This window comes from Sphingomonas rhamnosi, from assembly GCF_036663615.1.
Lineage (GTDB): Bacteria > Pseudomonadota > Alphaproteobacteria > Sphingomonadales > Sphingomonadaceae > Sphingomonas.
In genome coordinates this window covers 1-14,368 of record NZ_JAXOJJ010000020.1, presented here as the reverse complement: position 1 = coordinate 14,368, position 14,368 = coordinate 1, and the positions used below count along the sequence as shown (strand labels likewise).

At 58.4% G+C, this 14,368-nt stretch carries 11 protein-coding genes and 10 pseudogenes; 15 read left to right on the top strand and 6 right to left on the bottom strand.

The annotated features are described in order from the left end of the window. Window positions 1-265 (top strand): annotated as a pseudogene (locus tag U1701_RS18430) (integrase core domain-containing protein); the annotation flags it as partial. 43 nt (window positions 266-308) lie between these two features. Here the strand turns inward: U1701_RS18430 and U1701_RS18425 are convergent. From U1701_RS18425 to U1701_RS18410, 4 genes and pseudogenes are all read right to left on the bottom strand, one after another. Beyond that, entirely contained in the window at window positions 309-599 is a 291-nt protein-coding gene (locus U1701_RS18425; protein WP_332784018.1) for a type II toxin-antitoxin system RelE/ParE family toxin, read from the bottom strand. Continuing rightward, a complete protein-coding gene (locus U1701_RS18420) occupies window positions 592-837 on the bottom strand; it encodes a type II toxin-antitoxin system ParD family antitoxin (protein WP_332784017.1) in 246 nt (81 codons plus the stop codon). The genes U1701_RS18425 and U1701_RS18420 overlap by 8 nt, the downstream gene beginning before the upstream one ends. 53 nt (window positions 838-890) lie before the next feature. Further along, window positions 891-1,550 (bottom strand): hypothetical protein, encoded by a 660-nt coding sequence (locus tag U1701_RS18415; RefSeq protein WP_332784016.1) that lies wholly within the window; start codon window positions 1,548-1,550, stop codon window positions 891-893. A gap of 26 nt (window positions 1,551-1,576) precedes the next feature. Next, window positions 1,577-2,062, bottom strand: a pseudogene (locus tag U1701_RS18410) (recombinase family protein); the annotation flags it as partial. Window positions 2,063-2,140: 78 nt separating this feature from the next. On the opposite strand from U1701_RS18410, the gene U1701_RS18405 reads away from it, so the two are divergent. From U1701_RS18405 to U1701_RS18400, 3 genes are all read left to right on the top strand, one after another. Then, the gene (locus tag U1701_RS18405; protein WP_332784015.1) at window positions 2,141-3,547 is read left to right on the top strand and encodes a sugar transferase; all 1,407 of its coding nucleotides are present in this window, start codon (window positions 2,141-2,143) and stop codon (window positions 3,545-3,547) included. Between the two features lie 325 nt (window positions 3,548-3,872). Further along, the gene (locus U1701_RS18855) at window positions 3,873-4,343 is read left to right on the top strand and encodes a PilZ domain-containing protein (protein WP_443026102.1); all 471 of its coding nucleotides are present in this window, start codon (window positions 3,873-3,875) and stop codon (window positions 4,341-4,343) included. A gap of 161 nt (window positions 4,344-4,504) precedes the next feature. Further along, on the top strand, window positions 4,505-5,806 hold the full coding sequence (locus U1701_RS18400; protein ID WP_332784014.1) for a UDP-glucose dehydrogenase family protein: 1,302 nt from the start codon (window positions 4,505-4,507) through the stop codon (window positions 5,804-5,806). Window positions 5,807-5,876: 70 nt separating this feature from the next. Here the strand turns inward: U1701_RS18400 and U1701_RS18395 are convergent. After that, window positions 5,877-6,094 (bottom strand): annotated as a pseudogene (locus U1701_RS18395) (IS3 family transposase); the annotation flags it as partial. Window positions 6,095-6,408: 314 nt separating this feature from the next. Between U1701_RS18395 and U1701_RS18390 the strand changes: the two are divergent. From U1701_RS18390 to U1701_RS18840, 4 genes and pseudogenes are all read left to right on the top strand, one after another. Continuing rightward, entirely contained in the window at window positions 6,409-7,491 is a 1,083-nt protein-coding gene (locus U1701_RS18390) for a mannose-1-phosphate guanylyltransferase/mannose-6-phosphate isomerase (protein WP_332784013.1), read from the top strand. Window positions 7,492-7,845: 354 nt separating this feature from the next. Next, window positions 7,846-8,439: pseudogene (locus tag U1701_RS18850) on the top strand (IS256 family transposase). After that, window positions 8,436-8,726: a transposase gene (locus U1701_RS18845; protein WP_443026101.1), complete on the top strand. Its 291-nt coding sequence runs from the start codon at window positions 8,436-8,438 to the stop codon at window positions 8,724-8,726. The pseudogene U1701_RS18850 and the gene U1701_RS18845 overlap by 4 nt, the downstream one beginning before the upstream one ends. Window positions 8,727-9,728: 1,002 nt before the next feature. Next, window positions 9,729-9,812, top strand: a pseudogene (locus U1701_RS18840) (transposase); the annotation flags it as partial. A gap of 75 nt (window positions 9,813-9,887) precedes the next feature. Here the strand turns inward: U1701_RS18840 and U1701_RS18375 are convergent. Then, window positions 9,888-10,094 carry a hypothetical protein gene (locus U1701_RS18375; protein ID WP_332784020.1) on the bottom strand — a complete coding sequence of 69 codons (207 nt, stop codon included), beginning with the start codon at window positions 10,092-10,094 and terminating at the stop codon, window positions 9,888-9,890. 331 nt (window positions 10,095-10,425) lie between these two features. Between U1701_RS18375 and U1701_RS18370 the strand changes: the two genes are divergently transcribed. From U1701_RS18370 to U1701_RS18340, 7 genes and pseudogenes are all read left to right on the top strand, one after another. Further along, window positions 10,426-10,635: a hypothetical protein gene (locus U1701_RS18370; RefSeq protein WP_332784019.1), complete on the top strand. Its 210-nt coding sequence runs from the start codon at window positions 10,426-10,428 to the stop codon at window positions 10,633-10,635. After that, a pseudogene (locus U1701_RS18365) lies at window positions 10,620-10,853 on the top strand (integrase core domain-containing protein); the annotation flags it as partial. The gene U1701_RS18370 and the pseudogene U1701_RS18365, both read left to right, overlap by 16 nt. Before the next feature lie 582 nt (window positions 10,854-11,435). Continuing rightward, a complete protein-coding gene (locus U1701_RS18360; protein ID WP_332784012.1) occupies window positions 11,436-11,972 on the top strand; it encodes a hypothetical protein in 537 nt (178 codons plus the stop codon). Between the two features lie 518 nt (window positions 11,973-12,490). Continuing rightward, a pseudogene (locus U1701_RS18355) lies at window positions 12,491-12,817 on the top strand (transposase family protein); the annotation flags it as partial. Window positions 12,818-12,909: 92 nt separating this feature from the next. Then, window positions 12,910-13,585 (top strand): annotated as a pseudogene (locus U1701_RS18350) (helix-hairpin-helix domain-containing protein); the annotation flags it as partial. Continuing rightward, window positions 13,581-13,837 (top strand): annotated as a pseudogene (locus tag U1701_RS18345) (DDE-type integrase/transposase/recombinase); the annotation flags it as partial. The pseudogenes U1701_RS18350 and U1701_RS18345, both read left to right, overlap by 5 nt. A gap of 415 nt (window positions 13,838-14,252) precedes the next feature. Further along, a pseudogene (locus U1701_RS18340) lies at window positions 14,253-14,368 on the top strand (IS3 family transposase); the annotation flags it as partial.

The window sequence follows — 14,368 nt, the reverse complement described above, 5'->3', positions numbered from 1 at the left end:
GGCTCGCCATGGGAGAACGGCTATAACGAGAGCTTCAACGGTTCGCTTCGCGACGAGCTGCTCAACGGCGAGATCTTCTACAGCCTCGCCGAGGCAAGGGTGCTGATCGAGGCGTGGGCGGCGTCACTATAACACCATCCGACCACACAGCAGTCGGGGCTATCGACCTCCGGCGCCAGCCGCGGCGACACCACCATTGCCGGCCTCCGGCTCCGCTTCGCTCCACCTACGCCCGGCAATGGCGGCGGAGACAACAATGCACTAACTATCTATCCGGACCACCCGGTGGGGGCTGCCCACCCTAGCACTTACAGATGACGAACCGCATCCATACGCTGATGCAGGATGCGGATGATGGCGATGCCGTAGCTGGTCGGCCGAAAGTAGATGACGTGCTGCTCGACGCCGCGTCGCCGATAACCTGGTCGGATGTTGGCGCAGCCCTGCGCCTGCTGCGGCGCTTCAGCCAGATCGGCGCAGGCGGCTTCGATAAGGTCGGTGTAGCGCATCGCTTGGGGCAGACCCCAATGCGCCACGGTGTAGTCAAACACCCCGCCGAGGTCGCGCTGCGCCGTCGGGCTGAGCCGGTATTCAGCCATGCTGCGCGGCTTTGCGCTGTTTAAACGCGGCAAAGTCAAACGGCTCTGCCTCGCCGCTCTGCTCACCTTCAATCAGCGCCTGGCGGATGCTCTCGATCTCGAGGCCGCGCTCCTGCTCGCGCCGGATGAGGTCGCGGATCGCCTCGCTGTCGTTGGTGTAGCTGCCAGCGTCTATCTGCGCGGCGATCCAAGAATTCTGCTGTTCGGTCAGGGTAATGGTCTTGCGCACCGTCGCCATATCGGCCTCCACGTCATACTATTGGTGTTGTTTAGCGCACCGCATAGCCGCTGTCATCGCCCAAAGCCGATGTCCGGGCCATCGAAGTCGCCTCCGCTCGAAGGCGGTCGAACCGTGGGATCGGCGCCCTGCTCGACGAGCAGGCGGGCCATCTCGCCGTCATTGCGGTATAGCGCCCAGTTCAGGGCAGTGTGCCCGAGAAGATCGCGAGCGTTGATGTCGGCACCTGCCGTTACGCTGGCCAGCATGGCCGGATTGGCGCTGCGCGCGGCCTCGGCATAGGTCCGCACCGTTCCGGTGTAGCGTGTCCTCGGCCGCTTGCCCTCTCGCGCACAAAGTTCCGGATAGAGGAACAACGGTTCGTCGACGAGCGCCTGATTGTAGCGGGTGACGAAGCGGGTCGCAGCCTCTCCGTGGGTCACCTCCTCCTTGCTGATGATGACGTCGTCGGCGACATACCATTTGCCGATCGCGGGCCGCGTCCATAGCGCGCACGATACGCCCGGCATGCTCCAGCCAGACGGCATCGGGTCGATATAATTGGTCCCGGCAAGGCGTGAGTCGCCTCGGGTGGCAGCACTCGCGGCCTCCTTGGCCGGATCGCGCGCCTTCAGCCGAGCGCTCTTCTGCCGCAGAACCTGTTCCACGGTCTGCGCTGAAGACTGCCCCGTATAGGCAGTCGGTATGAGCAGGGAGAACAGGACGACCGGCACCGAACGAAGCATGGCTCTCTTCCCTTTCACGCTGACCGCGCTTTCCGTTGCAGCAGCTTTTCGCTGTCCGGTCTGATCTCGCCCTTGGGCGTGACGTGACGGTAGAGCGTCTGACGGGTGACGCCGAGTTCGGCGCACAGCTCGGCGACTTTCGTTTCCGGCTTGCCCATAGCCGCCTGGGCGAGCCGCAGCTTGGCGGGCGTCATCTTGAACGGCCGCCCGCCATGCCGGCCGCGTGCACGCGCTGATTCCAGACCGGCGCGGGTGCGCTCGACGATCAGTTCCCGCTCAAACTCGGCGAGACCGGCGAAGATCGCAAAGATCAGCCGTCCGTTGGCGGTGGTGGTGTCGATCGACGCGCCTTCGCCGGCCAACACCTTGAGGCCGATGCCGCGCTTCGTCAGGTCGCCGACCGTGTTGACGAGATGGCGCAGGTCACGCCCGAGGCGGTCAAGCTTCCAGATGACGAGCGTATCATCGCGGCGGAGCGCCTTCAGACAGGCGTCCAGCCCACGTTAATATGCAAAATGGCTCTAGTCTAGGTTAGTCAGCTATGGCACATGGCCTTGAGCTATCGTAGGTGGCGGGCTATGGGGGCTTGTGCGGTGAAATCTCGGCGCGAAATCGGAAAAGACTTCGCTGTTATGCACCATCACACTGCGCCGAAGCGTCGCGAAGAAATCCGCATTCTGCTTTATGCCATACTAATTATTTTGGACGTCGTGGCGGTGGCAGGCGCTTTTGAGTTTGGCGCGTTCGTGCGTTACGGCAGCTTTGGGTGGCACTCAGCAATGGACGCCGTCGTAGTGACACTGCCGGTCTATATTATCGCAGCGTTTAACAACGGTGCATATTCGATTGACGTGCTGCGTCGCGCTCGCGTCGGGATCGTGCGTTCGACGTGGGCTCTGCTGTTCGCCTTCGGTACTTTTCTCCTTATCGCTTACTACTTCCGGCTTGCACAATTCCAACCCCGCAGCGCGAATAGTATCGGCATGGCAGGCAGTTTTATACTATTAGTATCGTGTAGGGCATTGTTTGGAGCCATGGTTAAAAAAGCCATCGGGCATAGCTTGACATCCGATCTTATAATTATGGACGATGTCTTGGTATCGGCTCCATCATACTTTCAAGTTTTGAACACAGCTAATGCTAACCTACGGCCCAATATCCAAGATCCAATGATGCTCGATCGGCTCGCTCGACATCTACGCGGGATTGACCGCGTCATCGTTGCTTGTCTACCGGAGAAGGAACGCGAGTGGGCGATGTTACTTAAGGGTGTCGGCATTCCAGGCGAAATAATTTCAAGCGAATTTGATGAAGTCGGTGCAATTGGTGTTGGCTCGTTCAACGGCCGCTCGACCTTGCTAGTTGCCACCGGTCCCCTTAGCACTCGTAACCGTATCATTAAGCGTACTTTTGATTTAATTTTTGCTGTGCCAGCCCTCATCATCTTGCTGCCAATCTTTAGCATCACTGCAGTCGCGATAAAGCTAGACAGCCCCGGCCCGGTCTTTTTTCGGCAGAAACGAGTGGGCCGTGGCAACGCTTTGTTTGAAGTCTTCAAGTTTCGGTCGATGCGAACGGAGCAGAGCGACGCAAGCGGCAGCGTGTCCGCTTCCCGCAACGATCACCGCGTGACCCGGGTCGGACGCCTGATCCGCGCGACAAGCGTCGATGAACTACCGCAACTCCTTAACGTCCTGTTGGGCTCGATGAGCATTGTTGGCCCGCGGCCCCATGCACTTGGTTCGCTAGCCGGTCAGCAATTATTCTGGGAAGTTGATGAGCGCTATTGGCATCGTCACACACTCAAGCCTGGTATAACTGGTTTGGCGCAGGTGCGTGGCTTCCGCGGCGCGACTCACCAGCGTGGCGATCTGACGCTGAGGCTACAGGCCGATCTCGAATATATCCTCGGCTGGTCGATCTTACGCGATTTCGGAATTCTGATGTCCACGGTACGCGTGGTCATGCATCGCAACGCCTTTTAAAACCCGTTGGTCAGCGCATGGTTCGGTATCGCACGATAATAGGATTAACGGTACTTTAGCCGATTTCCAAAACGTTATTTTAACCGTGGCAGAGCCATGAAGACGACATGGCGCAATTGGCATCTCTCTCACCGGTGGTCGAACCGCCACTCCCTTCCGGCGACTTACTCGTCGGCGACCACATTGGCTTCGATGCATGGCTACTGCCTCACCAAAGACCGCACGGGCTTGAGCGTGTAGTTCATGCCAGTTCGGTAGCGGTCGGTCCGATTGCCTTTTTCGGTGCGCTTCTGTGCGTACTCGTTTGGATCATCTGACATCAACCATGCTGTCAGCAACGACAATTAAGATTATGCCATGCCGTCGCAAGGGGGCAAGAGACGTTGTTGCTCGCCCAAGCACTGTTCGGGCAGGTGATGCCTTGCCGCGTGATGTCACCGTTCAAGATTTGTCTGCAACCGGCTTCTCCTTCACCACAAGTACCTTTATCCCAGTCGGTACGCCAATTCAGATCGGCTTAGCTGGCGCTGGACGCGCGAGCGCACAAATCGCTTGGCGGAGCGGCACGTGTTACGGTTGCCGCTTTCATCCGGTCCTGACCTCAGGGCAAATCACCGCTGCGTTTAGTCAGTCGGCTGACGACTCAATTACTTGGCTTGCGCCTGCTTTTACCCATCAGGACCTAAAGGAAACTAATGAGGGCTTTTCACCGGCCATCAGGCTGGCAATTGTTCTCGGGGCCGGCCTAGTAGGCTGGGCGATGTTCGGATTAGGACTGCGAAGCCTACCCTTCTAAGAATGAATAATGCCACGTGCTCGGCAGTTTAGCGTTCTCGTGACGCGTAGGGAGGGCATCGCTCCCAATCAGCTAGTAAGATAGCTTGTCAGCACAAATGTTTTGCATGTAACGACTGTAAAACGGCCAACTTGCTGCGCCGTGCTCACGGGAGATACCGGTTGCGCATCACTATGATCGGGTCGGGCTATGTCGGCTTGGTGTCGGGTGCCTGCTTTGCAGATTTCGGCCATAACGTCGTTTGCATCGACAAGGATCAAAGTAAAATCGACGCGCTGCACCAAGGCAAAATGCCGATCTTCGAGCCGGGGCTGGATGATCTCGTCCGGCACAACGTGCAAGCTGGCCGCCTGACGTTCGACACGAATCTGCCTAAGGGTGTAAAAGGCGCGGACGCGATTTTCATTGGTGTTGGTACACCATCGCGCCGTGGTGACGGTCACGCCGATCTTAGTTACGTTTATACTGCGGCCGAGGAAATCGGTCGCTCGATTGATGGATATACCGTAATTGTCACTAAATCGACTGTCCCGGTTGGCACAGGTGATGAAGTGGAGCGGATCATCGGAGCTGCCAATCCGGGTGCTGAGTTTGGAGTAGTTTCAAATCCTGAATTCCTGCGGGAGGGCGCAGCGATTGACGATTTCAAACGACCTGACCGTATAGTTATTGGTTCAGAGGACGAACGTGCTATCGAAGTACTACGCCAAGTTTATCGGCCGCTATCAATAAACAGGGCGCCAATCGTTGTTACTGGCCGACGCACCGCGGAATTGATCAAATACGCCGGTAACGCCTTTCTTGCGACCAAGATTACATTCATTAATGAAATCGCCGATTTGTGTGAGAAAGTTGGCGCCGATGTTCAGGATGTTGCCCGCGGCATCGGCCTTGACAACCGGATAGGTCCGAAGTTCCTTCACGCAGGCCCTGGCTACGGCGGCTCTTGTTTTCCGAAGGATACCTTGGCACTACTTAAAACCAGCCAAGACTATGACGCGCCGCAGCGGATCGTCGAGGCGGTGGTCGCGGTCAATGACAATCGCAAGCGCGCAATGGGCCGGAAAATTATAGCGGCCATGGGAGGCGACGTCCGAGGTAAGATAGTTGCGGTGCTTGGCTTGACCTTTAAGCCCAACACCGACGACATGCGCGATAGTCCAGCAATCGCGGTGATCCAAGCGTTGCAAGATGCTGGAGCTAAAGTGCAAGCGCATGATCCCGAGGGCGTCGAACAGGCCAAGCTGGTGCTCCAGAACGTTGACTACCGCAATGGTCCTTACGAAGCGATCGAAGGGGCGGACGCGGTTGCCATCCTGACCGAGTGGAACGCCTACCGCGCGTTAGATCTGAAGCGCGTCAAGTCGTTGCTGGCCTCGCCCGTGATGGTGGATCTTCGCAATGTTTACAATCCAAAGGAGCTCGAAGCTCTGGGCTTCTCCTACACGGGCATCGGTCGTTAGGGCACCGCGTACCCTGAGCTGCTGCCGTCCGATGGACACGCTTTTCGAGATGCTTGCGATTGAGATAGATCAGGTCCGACTGCGTGCGCGTAGGATTGTAGAAGCGTTCGATGCAATCGGACAGGTCCTCCGATTGTGCGGGCAGCAGAGTTTGCGCGCGATACGTTCGGTTTTTCGTGAGGAAAAGAAACTCTCCACCGCAGCGTTGTCCCAAACGCTGCCGGATTGGCTTATCGAACAAATGACGCCGTTGTTGGCCATGAGGCGCTGGCACTGCTGGCTGGCATATTAAGCCGTTTCAACCGGTCGTCGCAACGCTTCAAAGATCGACTAGGGTAAGCGTGGCCTTCAACCCAAATATTGTGCGGCTTGGGACGCTAGCTCTACGGTTAGCGCAGCCCAGTTCGAAGGCATGAACTTGTCCCATCGAGCGGCTGAGGTTTATTCAATGGCACGTTTCTACTTTAGGATCTCATCGCTTGAAAGCGAGCACTTGTTCATAACCCATCAATCGCCTATCAAAGGTGACTGCATAACTTGACATTCCTTTCTATATCAATCTTAGAATTGGCAGGCTGGTTGCGAGAGAAAAGAGGGTGAGTATGACGATCGTACCGGTAATACTTTCGGGGGGTTCCGGCACCCGCCTGTGGCCAATGTCTCGGCCCGAAATGCCCAAACAATTGTTGGCGTTGACTAACAAGGAGACGATGCTCCAACTGACAGCGGCACGAGTACGTGGCGCCGGCTTTGCTGCGCCGATTGTCGTTGCCAACGCCCTGCACGCGGATCACATCGATGCGCAGCTCGCCGAGGTTGGTGTCGAGCCACAGGCCATTATTCTTGAGCCAATTGCTCGCAACACCGCGCCGGCAATCGCGCTTGCCGCGCTCGCTACGAAGAGCAGAGACTTGCTCTTGGTGATGCCGTCAGACCACGTGATCGCCGACGTTGATGCTTTTCGCGCGGCGATTGAAGCGGCGAGGTCACTGGCTGAGAAAGGCTGGTTAATCACGTTCGGAATCGCGCCAGATTCACCGGAAACGGGCTATGGCTGGATTAAGGTCGGAGATGCATTAGGTGACGGCGTCCACCGTGTTGCGCGTTTTGTTGAAAAGCCGCAACGTGAGCGTGCCGAAGAGATGCTCGCGTCGGGTGATCACGTCTGGAACGGCGGTATATTCCTGTTTCGCGCTGACATCTACCTAAGCGAACTGGCTACGCACGCCTTGAACACGCTTACTGCAGCGCAGGACGCGATGCGGCTCGCATACCGCGACGGCGCGCGCATATACCCTGATGCAGACGCTTTCAGCAGATCAGGGTCTGACTCAATTGACTATTCGGTGATGGAACGGGCGGGGAGGGTGGCAGTAGTGCCAGTTACCATGGGGTGGAACGACGTCGGTAGCTGGGACGCGGTGCATTTGATCAGCGTTTGCGACCACGCTGGTAACGCGCAGGCGGGCGAAGTAACGGCAATTGATACGCGTGGTTGCTTAATTCGCACGGACGGCATACGTATTTCAACGGTCGGGGTCAGCGATCTGATTGTAGTGGCGAGCGGTAACGACGTGTTAATTGTTCCGCGCGGACGTAGTCAAGAAGTCAAAGAGTTAATCAATGTTATGAATAGCGTAAATACGGAAAAGAGCGAAAACCCTGCAGTTTCCGTAAATCAGTGAGCCCCGCTCCAAGGATAAACCGTCTAAGCCCTCTTGCATTTTCCAAACAATTCTTTGTTAATAATTAACCAGCGAAAAGACCCGCTTGGAAGTTTTGCGCACTGATGCTGCGCGCCGCAGTGCCGGAGCGTATCATCATCCGCGCCTTAGTCAGGTCATTGGACCGGGTCTAGGTGTTTAGTCCCGACATCTGGTCGATCGGATCCATGATGAACCTATCCGGCTCTGACGTCTAGATTTGGGCGATGTATTCGTAAGGCCTGTCGAACTGCGCATTCCCAAGCTGAGGACCGGTAGCTATTTCCCGGGCTTCCTCGAACCGCGCGCCTCGCCGACAAAGCGCTGACCGCGGTCGTGCAGGAGGCGTACATCCAGGGAATTTCGACCTGGTCAGTCGATGATCTGGTCAAGGCCATGGGCATGTCAGGCATTTCGAAAAGTCAGGTTAGCCGGCTTTGCGAGGAGATCGACGTGCGCGTGAAGGCGTTCCTCGAGCGCCCTATTGGGGGCGGCTGGCCGTATGTCTGGGTAGACGCGACGTACCTGAACGTCCGCCAAGCCGACCGCATCTTCTCGGTGGCGGTCACCATCGCAGTCGGCGTGAACGGCGACGGCCGGCGCGAGGTGCTCGGCATGGCGATCGGCAGTTCGGAAGCGGAGACGTTCTGGACCGACTTCCTGCGCAGCCTCGCGCGGCGTGAAGCTCATCATCTCGGATGCTCATGAAGGCATAAGGCAGCCGTGTCGCGGGTGTTCAGCGCAACCTGGCAGCGGTGCCGCGTCCACTTCGCCCGTAACGCGATGGCACACGCCGGCAAAAGCGGACGCCGTGTCGTCTCCGCCTTTATCGCTACCGCCTATGCACAAGAAACGCCCGAGGCGGCCAAGGGGCAGTGGCGCAAGGTCGCTGACCAGCTGCGCCCCAGCGTCCCAAACTCGCCAAGATGAAGGATACCGCTGAGCAGGACGTGCTGGCCTACATGTCGTTTCCCCCTCAGCATCGCACCAAACTGCACAGCACCAATCCGCTCGAACGACTGAACGGCGAGATCAAGCGGCGTACCGGCGTCGTCGGCATCTTCCCCAATGAAGATGCTATCACACGCCTCCTCGGCGCTCTCCTGCTCGAGCAGAACGATGAATGGGCCGTCCACGGAGGGCGCTACATGACACTGGAAAGCGTAGCGCAACTACGCGATGATACAGCCGTTACGCTGCCGCCCATGGCCGCATGACCGATCCCGACCGAGCCGGAGATCGATGCGGCTAGGCCGATGAAGCTACACCACGTGATGGGACGCGATCCCCCATCGACACCGAATTCGCACCAGTTGGCGACCGAAAAGTTTAGAAATGGGTCGCGGACGGAAGGGTAAACCGCCCACGACCGAGTTTGTGCCAGTGGGAGCAATGTTTCCTGCTGTTGGCAACGCGGAACATTATTCAAAAGAATCGAAGAGTCGAGTCGAAAATACCTCAGGTAACACTGCCTTACAGTGATGAATATGAGAGTCGGCGCTAATGCACGACGAAACAGTGCGAATCGTGCGCCATCCGTCAGGATTGTGCGTCGCTTACCTAGGGCTTAGTTTACAAACTATATCGATCGCAAACGCATCCTCAAGTTAGCTTAAATATCTTTCACGAAGGGCGGTCGTGGCAAGCTGTCGAGCGACTAACTATCCTGCTTGGCGAAAAAGTATAACCGCGGCATAGCTCTCTGTCTGTCAATATAGCATTGCGGAAGTCCGGCACGGTGATATATTCCGGGTATGATCGAGCGCGCGGAAGTCTACGATACCGAAGACGCACTCTACAAGCGCCTCGAGTACGTTTTGAGATGCCGTAGTCGGTGCCTGGAAGCTTGGGACAACGCAGAGAGTGATGACCATCGTGCGTTCATTCAGGGCACGATCGATATCGCAAATCGAATACTCGTCGGAATACAAAAAGACTTTTTGCCCGGCTCGATAGACAGCTGCTTTGACTACAGAGAACCACCCATCTGAATCATCGCTTATCCAACGATGCACTCGCGGTATCGACCTCGCCATTGCCGGTTGACGGCGTTGCTGAAAACGCTTCTCGAACAACAGGACAATTTACCTGCTCACGCCCGCTCGGCCCTGCACGCCCTTACCGCCCAGCTGCGAACGCTCTCCAGCGAGCTCGACCGCCTCGAAGCACAGATACTCGCGTGGCACCAAGCCGACAAGACGAGCTGACGGCTCGCCACAATACCGGGCATCGGTCCGATCACCGCGTCCGCAATATCAACGGCAGTGCCGGATGCCTCGCTGTTCCGATCCGGACCGCAGTTCGCAGCAGTAGCGACTTGGGTTCTGAGCGCGTTGAGAACTGCTATCGCCGGCATCGTTTCGAAACGTGGATATGGTTCACCTCTTTGGTCCCGTGAGGGGACCAATCCGTTCCCGCAACAGCTGCCCTTGGTCACGCAAACTTTCGATCAACCAGACGATCTCCTTTCGGTCGGCGTTGTCCGGCAGGCGCATTGCTACGCGTTCAATCGCTTTCGCGTGCGCACCGAGCTGCGCGATCGCGGCGTCGGCTATTAAGCCAAGGTGATCAACTGATTCGGACATCGGATAAAGCTAGCCGGCTTGTCGGGAATGGAAAGAACGAAGGCGAAAAAGTGCTCGAACGGGGCCAGCGTTTTTCCGTAACCTTATGCGGGTAGAGCCGCGTGGTCGCGGCGGGCATTTCATTGGTGCTCGTCACACCCGCCCGCCGCGACTTGACTCGGACCCATTGCGTTTCTCCTATGCACCGGGTTCTTTTGCAGAATGCAACGACGTGCCTCGGGAATTTGTGTGAGGATGGCACCGTCCATCTTCACCTCGGACGCGATCCAGTGGAGAGCATCCTCGATCGTTGCAGCCGGTCCGAGTACGGTAGCACCAAGTGAGGTGGCTTATGAGCCTCGTCGCCAACCCAAGCCACCTCGAGGCCGCAGACCCCGTTGTGCTCGGCAAGACCCGTGCGATCCAGACGCTCAACAACGATCTCAAGGATCATTGCGCCGCACTGCCGGTGCTGACCCACGGCGACGCCGTCCTGAGCGAAGCCGAAGGGGGCAGCTGCTACACCGTCCGCAACACACCTTCGCCCGGGGCATTGGGCTGATCCGCCGCACGACCCCAGTCAGCAGTCCTCAATCGAATGACATGGCTGAGGCATTCGTTCGCACACACAAGCGCGATTATGTCCGCGTCAACCCTACGCCGAGTGCGCAGAACGTTATCGACTAACTGCCCGGCTGGTTCGACCATCATACCGAGGTGCACCCGCACCGCGCTTTGCGCTATCGATCACCACGCGGGTTCATCGCGCAAATGGGACGCGCGGTTCGCGCTAGACGCAACCTCGAATTCTCAGCTGTTGTTGCCAGTTGTTGCCAGTTGTTGCCAGTTGTTGCCAGTTGTTGCCAGTTTCGAAGATATCATAGTGATGGGTAATGCAATTTTGTGGACCAAACGCACAAGTGTTTCGGCCAATTCACAACCGGTATCGGCCGCGAGGCGCTCGGCTCCCCAATCAAGAACTACAAGCGTTTTCCCGCGCACGTAAGCTGGCGCAGTTCACGATGTGTTTAAAGCGCATATGTAAATCTAACTGTCTACACTGGTTGGAGACATGCTTTCAAATCGAATGAGCGGCGTATGCCGCGCGTGACACTCTACCGGCGGTAAAGTGTCACGCTTAGCGGTATCTGTTTTACATCAGCCAAACCGCTGACATTGAGCAACGTACTAGCCATCCAGCGCCGCGAAGCCTATAATTCTAGCTTACGGCGCGTCCACCAACCGCTCGTCCACTAGCAACTGGACTGCGGACGCCCGAAGGTAAGGTGTCACACGTGCCAAATCGTACCTAGCCCCCCGAACGGGATTCACATAGCGCTAAGTAGCGGGTAGATTCGCGTTATGTTCTATCAGCCTGATCTGTTTGAATCCGCGCAACGTCCGGAAGAGCGTTTGACCACGGCTGCGGTTCTGGAGCGCATCACTCAAATCTCAAGACGACCAAAGTATGCGTTCTTTGTTCTTCAACTGATTGCGGACGCTGCGGGCGAAGGCGAAAGCGCCGGTCCGTATGTGGGGACGGGCAACCGAAGGGTTCCCGTCCGCGATTGGCTTTGCGATGCATTGATCCCGACCGCGCAGCGCGACGCACGCAGGAGGGCAAACGTCCAGCAGATTCGGGAAGAACTCGCGCGCCAGCATCAGCTGCCCAGCGATCCGGATGAGGCCCAACAGGTAATTGACGAAGCCCTTCGCGAGAAGGTCCGGCGCTCGGGGCGTTGTAATGTCAGCCGAGCTGTTTCAGACTTGGTCCGTGCCGGTCTGGTGCGGCGCCATTATCAAGGATACCGTGTCGATCATGAGAACCGCGGGGCGCAGCGAGAGGCAGTTTACACTATCCTTCCGGCAGCGGCGTCTGCGTTTCGGGGGCGGCGTTAGCCCTTGCCGCGGAGTAGCGACTGTTTCAATGTACCGCTGAAACAGTCGGTGCCTGAAACTGAACCTCAACATGGCGGCCGGTTAGATTCGGCTGAACGTGGTGATCGCCGTCATAAAGAGCAGCTTTGATCCGGCGGCGGGCGGGTCATCGGCGGGCGTTATGGATCGGGTATACGGCTCCCTGCTCTCGACAAGTTCCTCCACCATAGCGACTGGAGCTTCATCGACTGGAGCGGCATTATTGCCGCTTCTGCGGATATGCGCGGAAGGTAAAGCTCGGCTGAGGCTCGAGCCAGTTACCGGAACAAGCCGATGGGTTGGCGATCAACCCTCGCCGGAAAGAGGAGTGAAACGATATTAAGCTCGGGAAAGTGAAAAATCGTAGGAGAGCTTACCTCGCGCCAATCGGCGCTTGACCATCGAGTTAAGAGTGGCGACAGCCTGTCGACCTGCGATACTCAGTCGGTGACGCTCGGCTAGCTGGTAGACGTGCTCCGGGTGAGCGATACCTTCCCCGTATGGGACACGTGGCGACGACGGGCGGCATCACCGCCGAGGACGTCCAGGACTTGATGGTCGCCACCGTCGAGCATCGCTACGGACAGGTGAACCGCGTGCCCGAACCGATCGAGTGGCTCACGGATAACGGCAGCTGCTACACCGCTTGCAACACACGTGCGTTCGCCCGAGGCATTGGGCTGATCCCGCGCACGACCCCAGTCAGCAGTCCTCAATCGAATGGCATGGCGGAGGCGTTCGTCCGCACCCTCAAGCGCGATCATGTCCGTGTGAACCCCAGGCCAGATGCGCAGAGCGTTATCGACCAACTGCCCGGCTGGTTCGACCATGTCAGGCCTTTAGGGGGCAACAACAGATGCGTTCTTGATGAGCGTCCTCCAGGGTGCTTGTGCATTGAAACCGGCACTATCCACGTTGACACTTCACGGGGCACTTCTGTGCTTCCCTGCTCAAGACGTACCCGATGGGGTTCTACGCCCCCGCACAGGTCTTCCGGGATGCGCAGGCGCACGACGTGCTGGTTCGGCCGCCTTGCATCAACGCCAGCCGATGGAATTGTACGCTGGAGCCAGCAGGCGGCCGCTACCTCGCGGTTCGGGTCGGGCTGCGTCAGGTGCGCGAATTATCGAACGTCGATGGCGCGGCCATCGTGGGCGCGCGTGGAACGGACGCCGTTCAACTCGAACGAGGATGTATGGCGCCCGTCGGGGGGCCCACGAGCGGCGATCGAGAAGCGGGCGGACGCCGATGCGTTTCACGCCTTCGGTGCCGATCGGCGGCAGGGGCTGTGGAAGGTGAGGGGGTTGGGCGAGGCGCCGCTGCCGTTGTTCGCCGCCGCAGATTGCGCCGCGGAGACGACCAGCGCCGAGGGGATCGAGCCGATGGTCGCGCTTCGCCCGCTGAAGGAGGGTCGCGAGGTGATCGAGAGTTATCGCTCGCTGCAGCTGTCGCTGCGGGCGCATCCGCTGACGTTCGTGCGCGACGAACCGGCCCGGCGCGGCGTGACCAAATGCGCCGATTTGGCGACCATCCGGGATGGCCGGCACGTCGAGGGCGCCGGCATCATCTTGGTTCATCAAAAGCCCGGCTCGGCGACCTGCGCCGGTGCTGGCGCTGCCCAACCAGCGCTGGAGTCTGGACTTCGTTCATGATCAGATGGCCACGGGGCGGCGGTTCCGTATCCTCAACATGTCGACGTGACACGTGAGTGTTTGCAGGCAGTGCTCGACACGTCGATATCGGGCAAGCGGGTGGTGCGCGACCTGATCGCCGAGCGTGGCGCGCCTAGGATGATCATCCGCGACAATGGCACCGAGCTGACCTCAAACGCGGTGCTGGCGTGGTCGGGCTATGCCGGCGTCGGGCTTTGCCGCCTCACGTTCAGGCGCTTACAAAACCTCTCTGGTTGATAATAAGTGTTATGTTAAATCATGTATCATGCTAGTGGTCAGATTGGCGTGGTCTCGGCTTGGTCCGGTGACGCCATGACCGTCTCACATTAGCGGCACGTCTTCGTACCGTCCAACCTTCCGTAGCTGACGCGCGATCCCGTTGAACGCTGCGGTTACGCCCTGGGCGCGACCGATCTTGTTCTCCTGAGCGGCTGCATTCCGGTACAGCTCGAGCGGCCGGCGTTCCGGACAATGCGGCAACAGGCATCGCGCGCCAACCGCACCTCGATACCGTCGACATGCGCGTCGGAGCAGCGCGCGCGACGCCGCTGCGTAGGATATGGACCGATAGCACGATCACGACGCGCTGATCCTCACGATCATCGACGAGGCCAGCAGGGAGTGCCTGGCGCTGACCGTCGCACGTCAGTTGAAACACGAAGACGTGCTGGCGGTGCTTGCCGAGCTGTTCATCGCCCGGGGGCC

Excerpts from the sequence above, each read along its gene's own strand:
- U1701_RS18425 (WP_332784018.1), bottom strand. The coding sequence starts at position 599 with ATGGCTGAATACCGGCTCAGCCCGACGGCGCAGCGCGACCTCGGCGGG.
- U1701_RS18420 (WP_332784017.1), bottom strand. The coding sequence starts at position 837 with ATGGCGACGGTGCGCAAGACCATTACCCTGACCGAACAGCAGAATTCT.
- U1701_RS18405 (WP_332784015.1), top strand. The coding sequence starts at position 2,141 with ATGGGGGCTTGTGCGGTGAAATCTCGGCGCGAAATCGGAAAAGACTTC.
- U1701_RS18855 (WP_443026102.1), top strand. The coding sequence starts at position 3,873 with ATGCTGTCAGCAACGACAATTAAGATTATGCCATGCCGTCGCAAGGGG.
- U1701_RS18390 (WP_332784013.1), top strand. The coding sequence starts at position 6,409 with ATGACGATCGTACCGGTAATACTTTCGGGGGGTTCCGGCACCCGCCTG.
- U1701_RS18845 (WP_443026101.1), top strand. The coding sequence starts at position 8,436 with ATGAAGGATACCGCTGAGCAGGACGTGCTGGCCTACATGTCGTTTCCC.
- U1701_RS18375 (WP_332784020.1), bottom strand. The coding sequence starts at position 10,094 with ATGTCCGAATCAGTTGATCACCTTGGCTTAATAGCCGACGCCGCGATC.
- U1701_RS18370 (WP_332784019.1), top strand. The coding sequence starts at position 10,426 with ATGAGCCTCGTCGCCAACCCAAGCCACCTCGAGGCCGCAGACCCCGTT.
- U1701_RS18360 (WP_332784012.1), top strand. The coding sequence starts at position 11,436 with ATGTTCTATCAGCCTGATCTGTTTGAATCCGCGCAACGTCCGGAAGAG.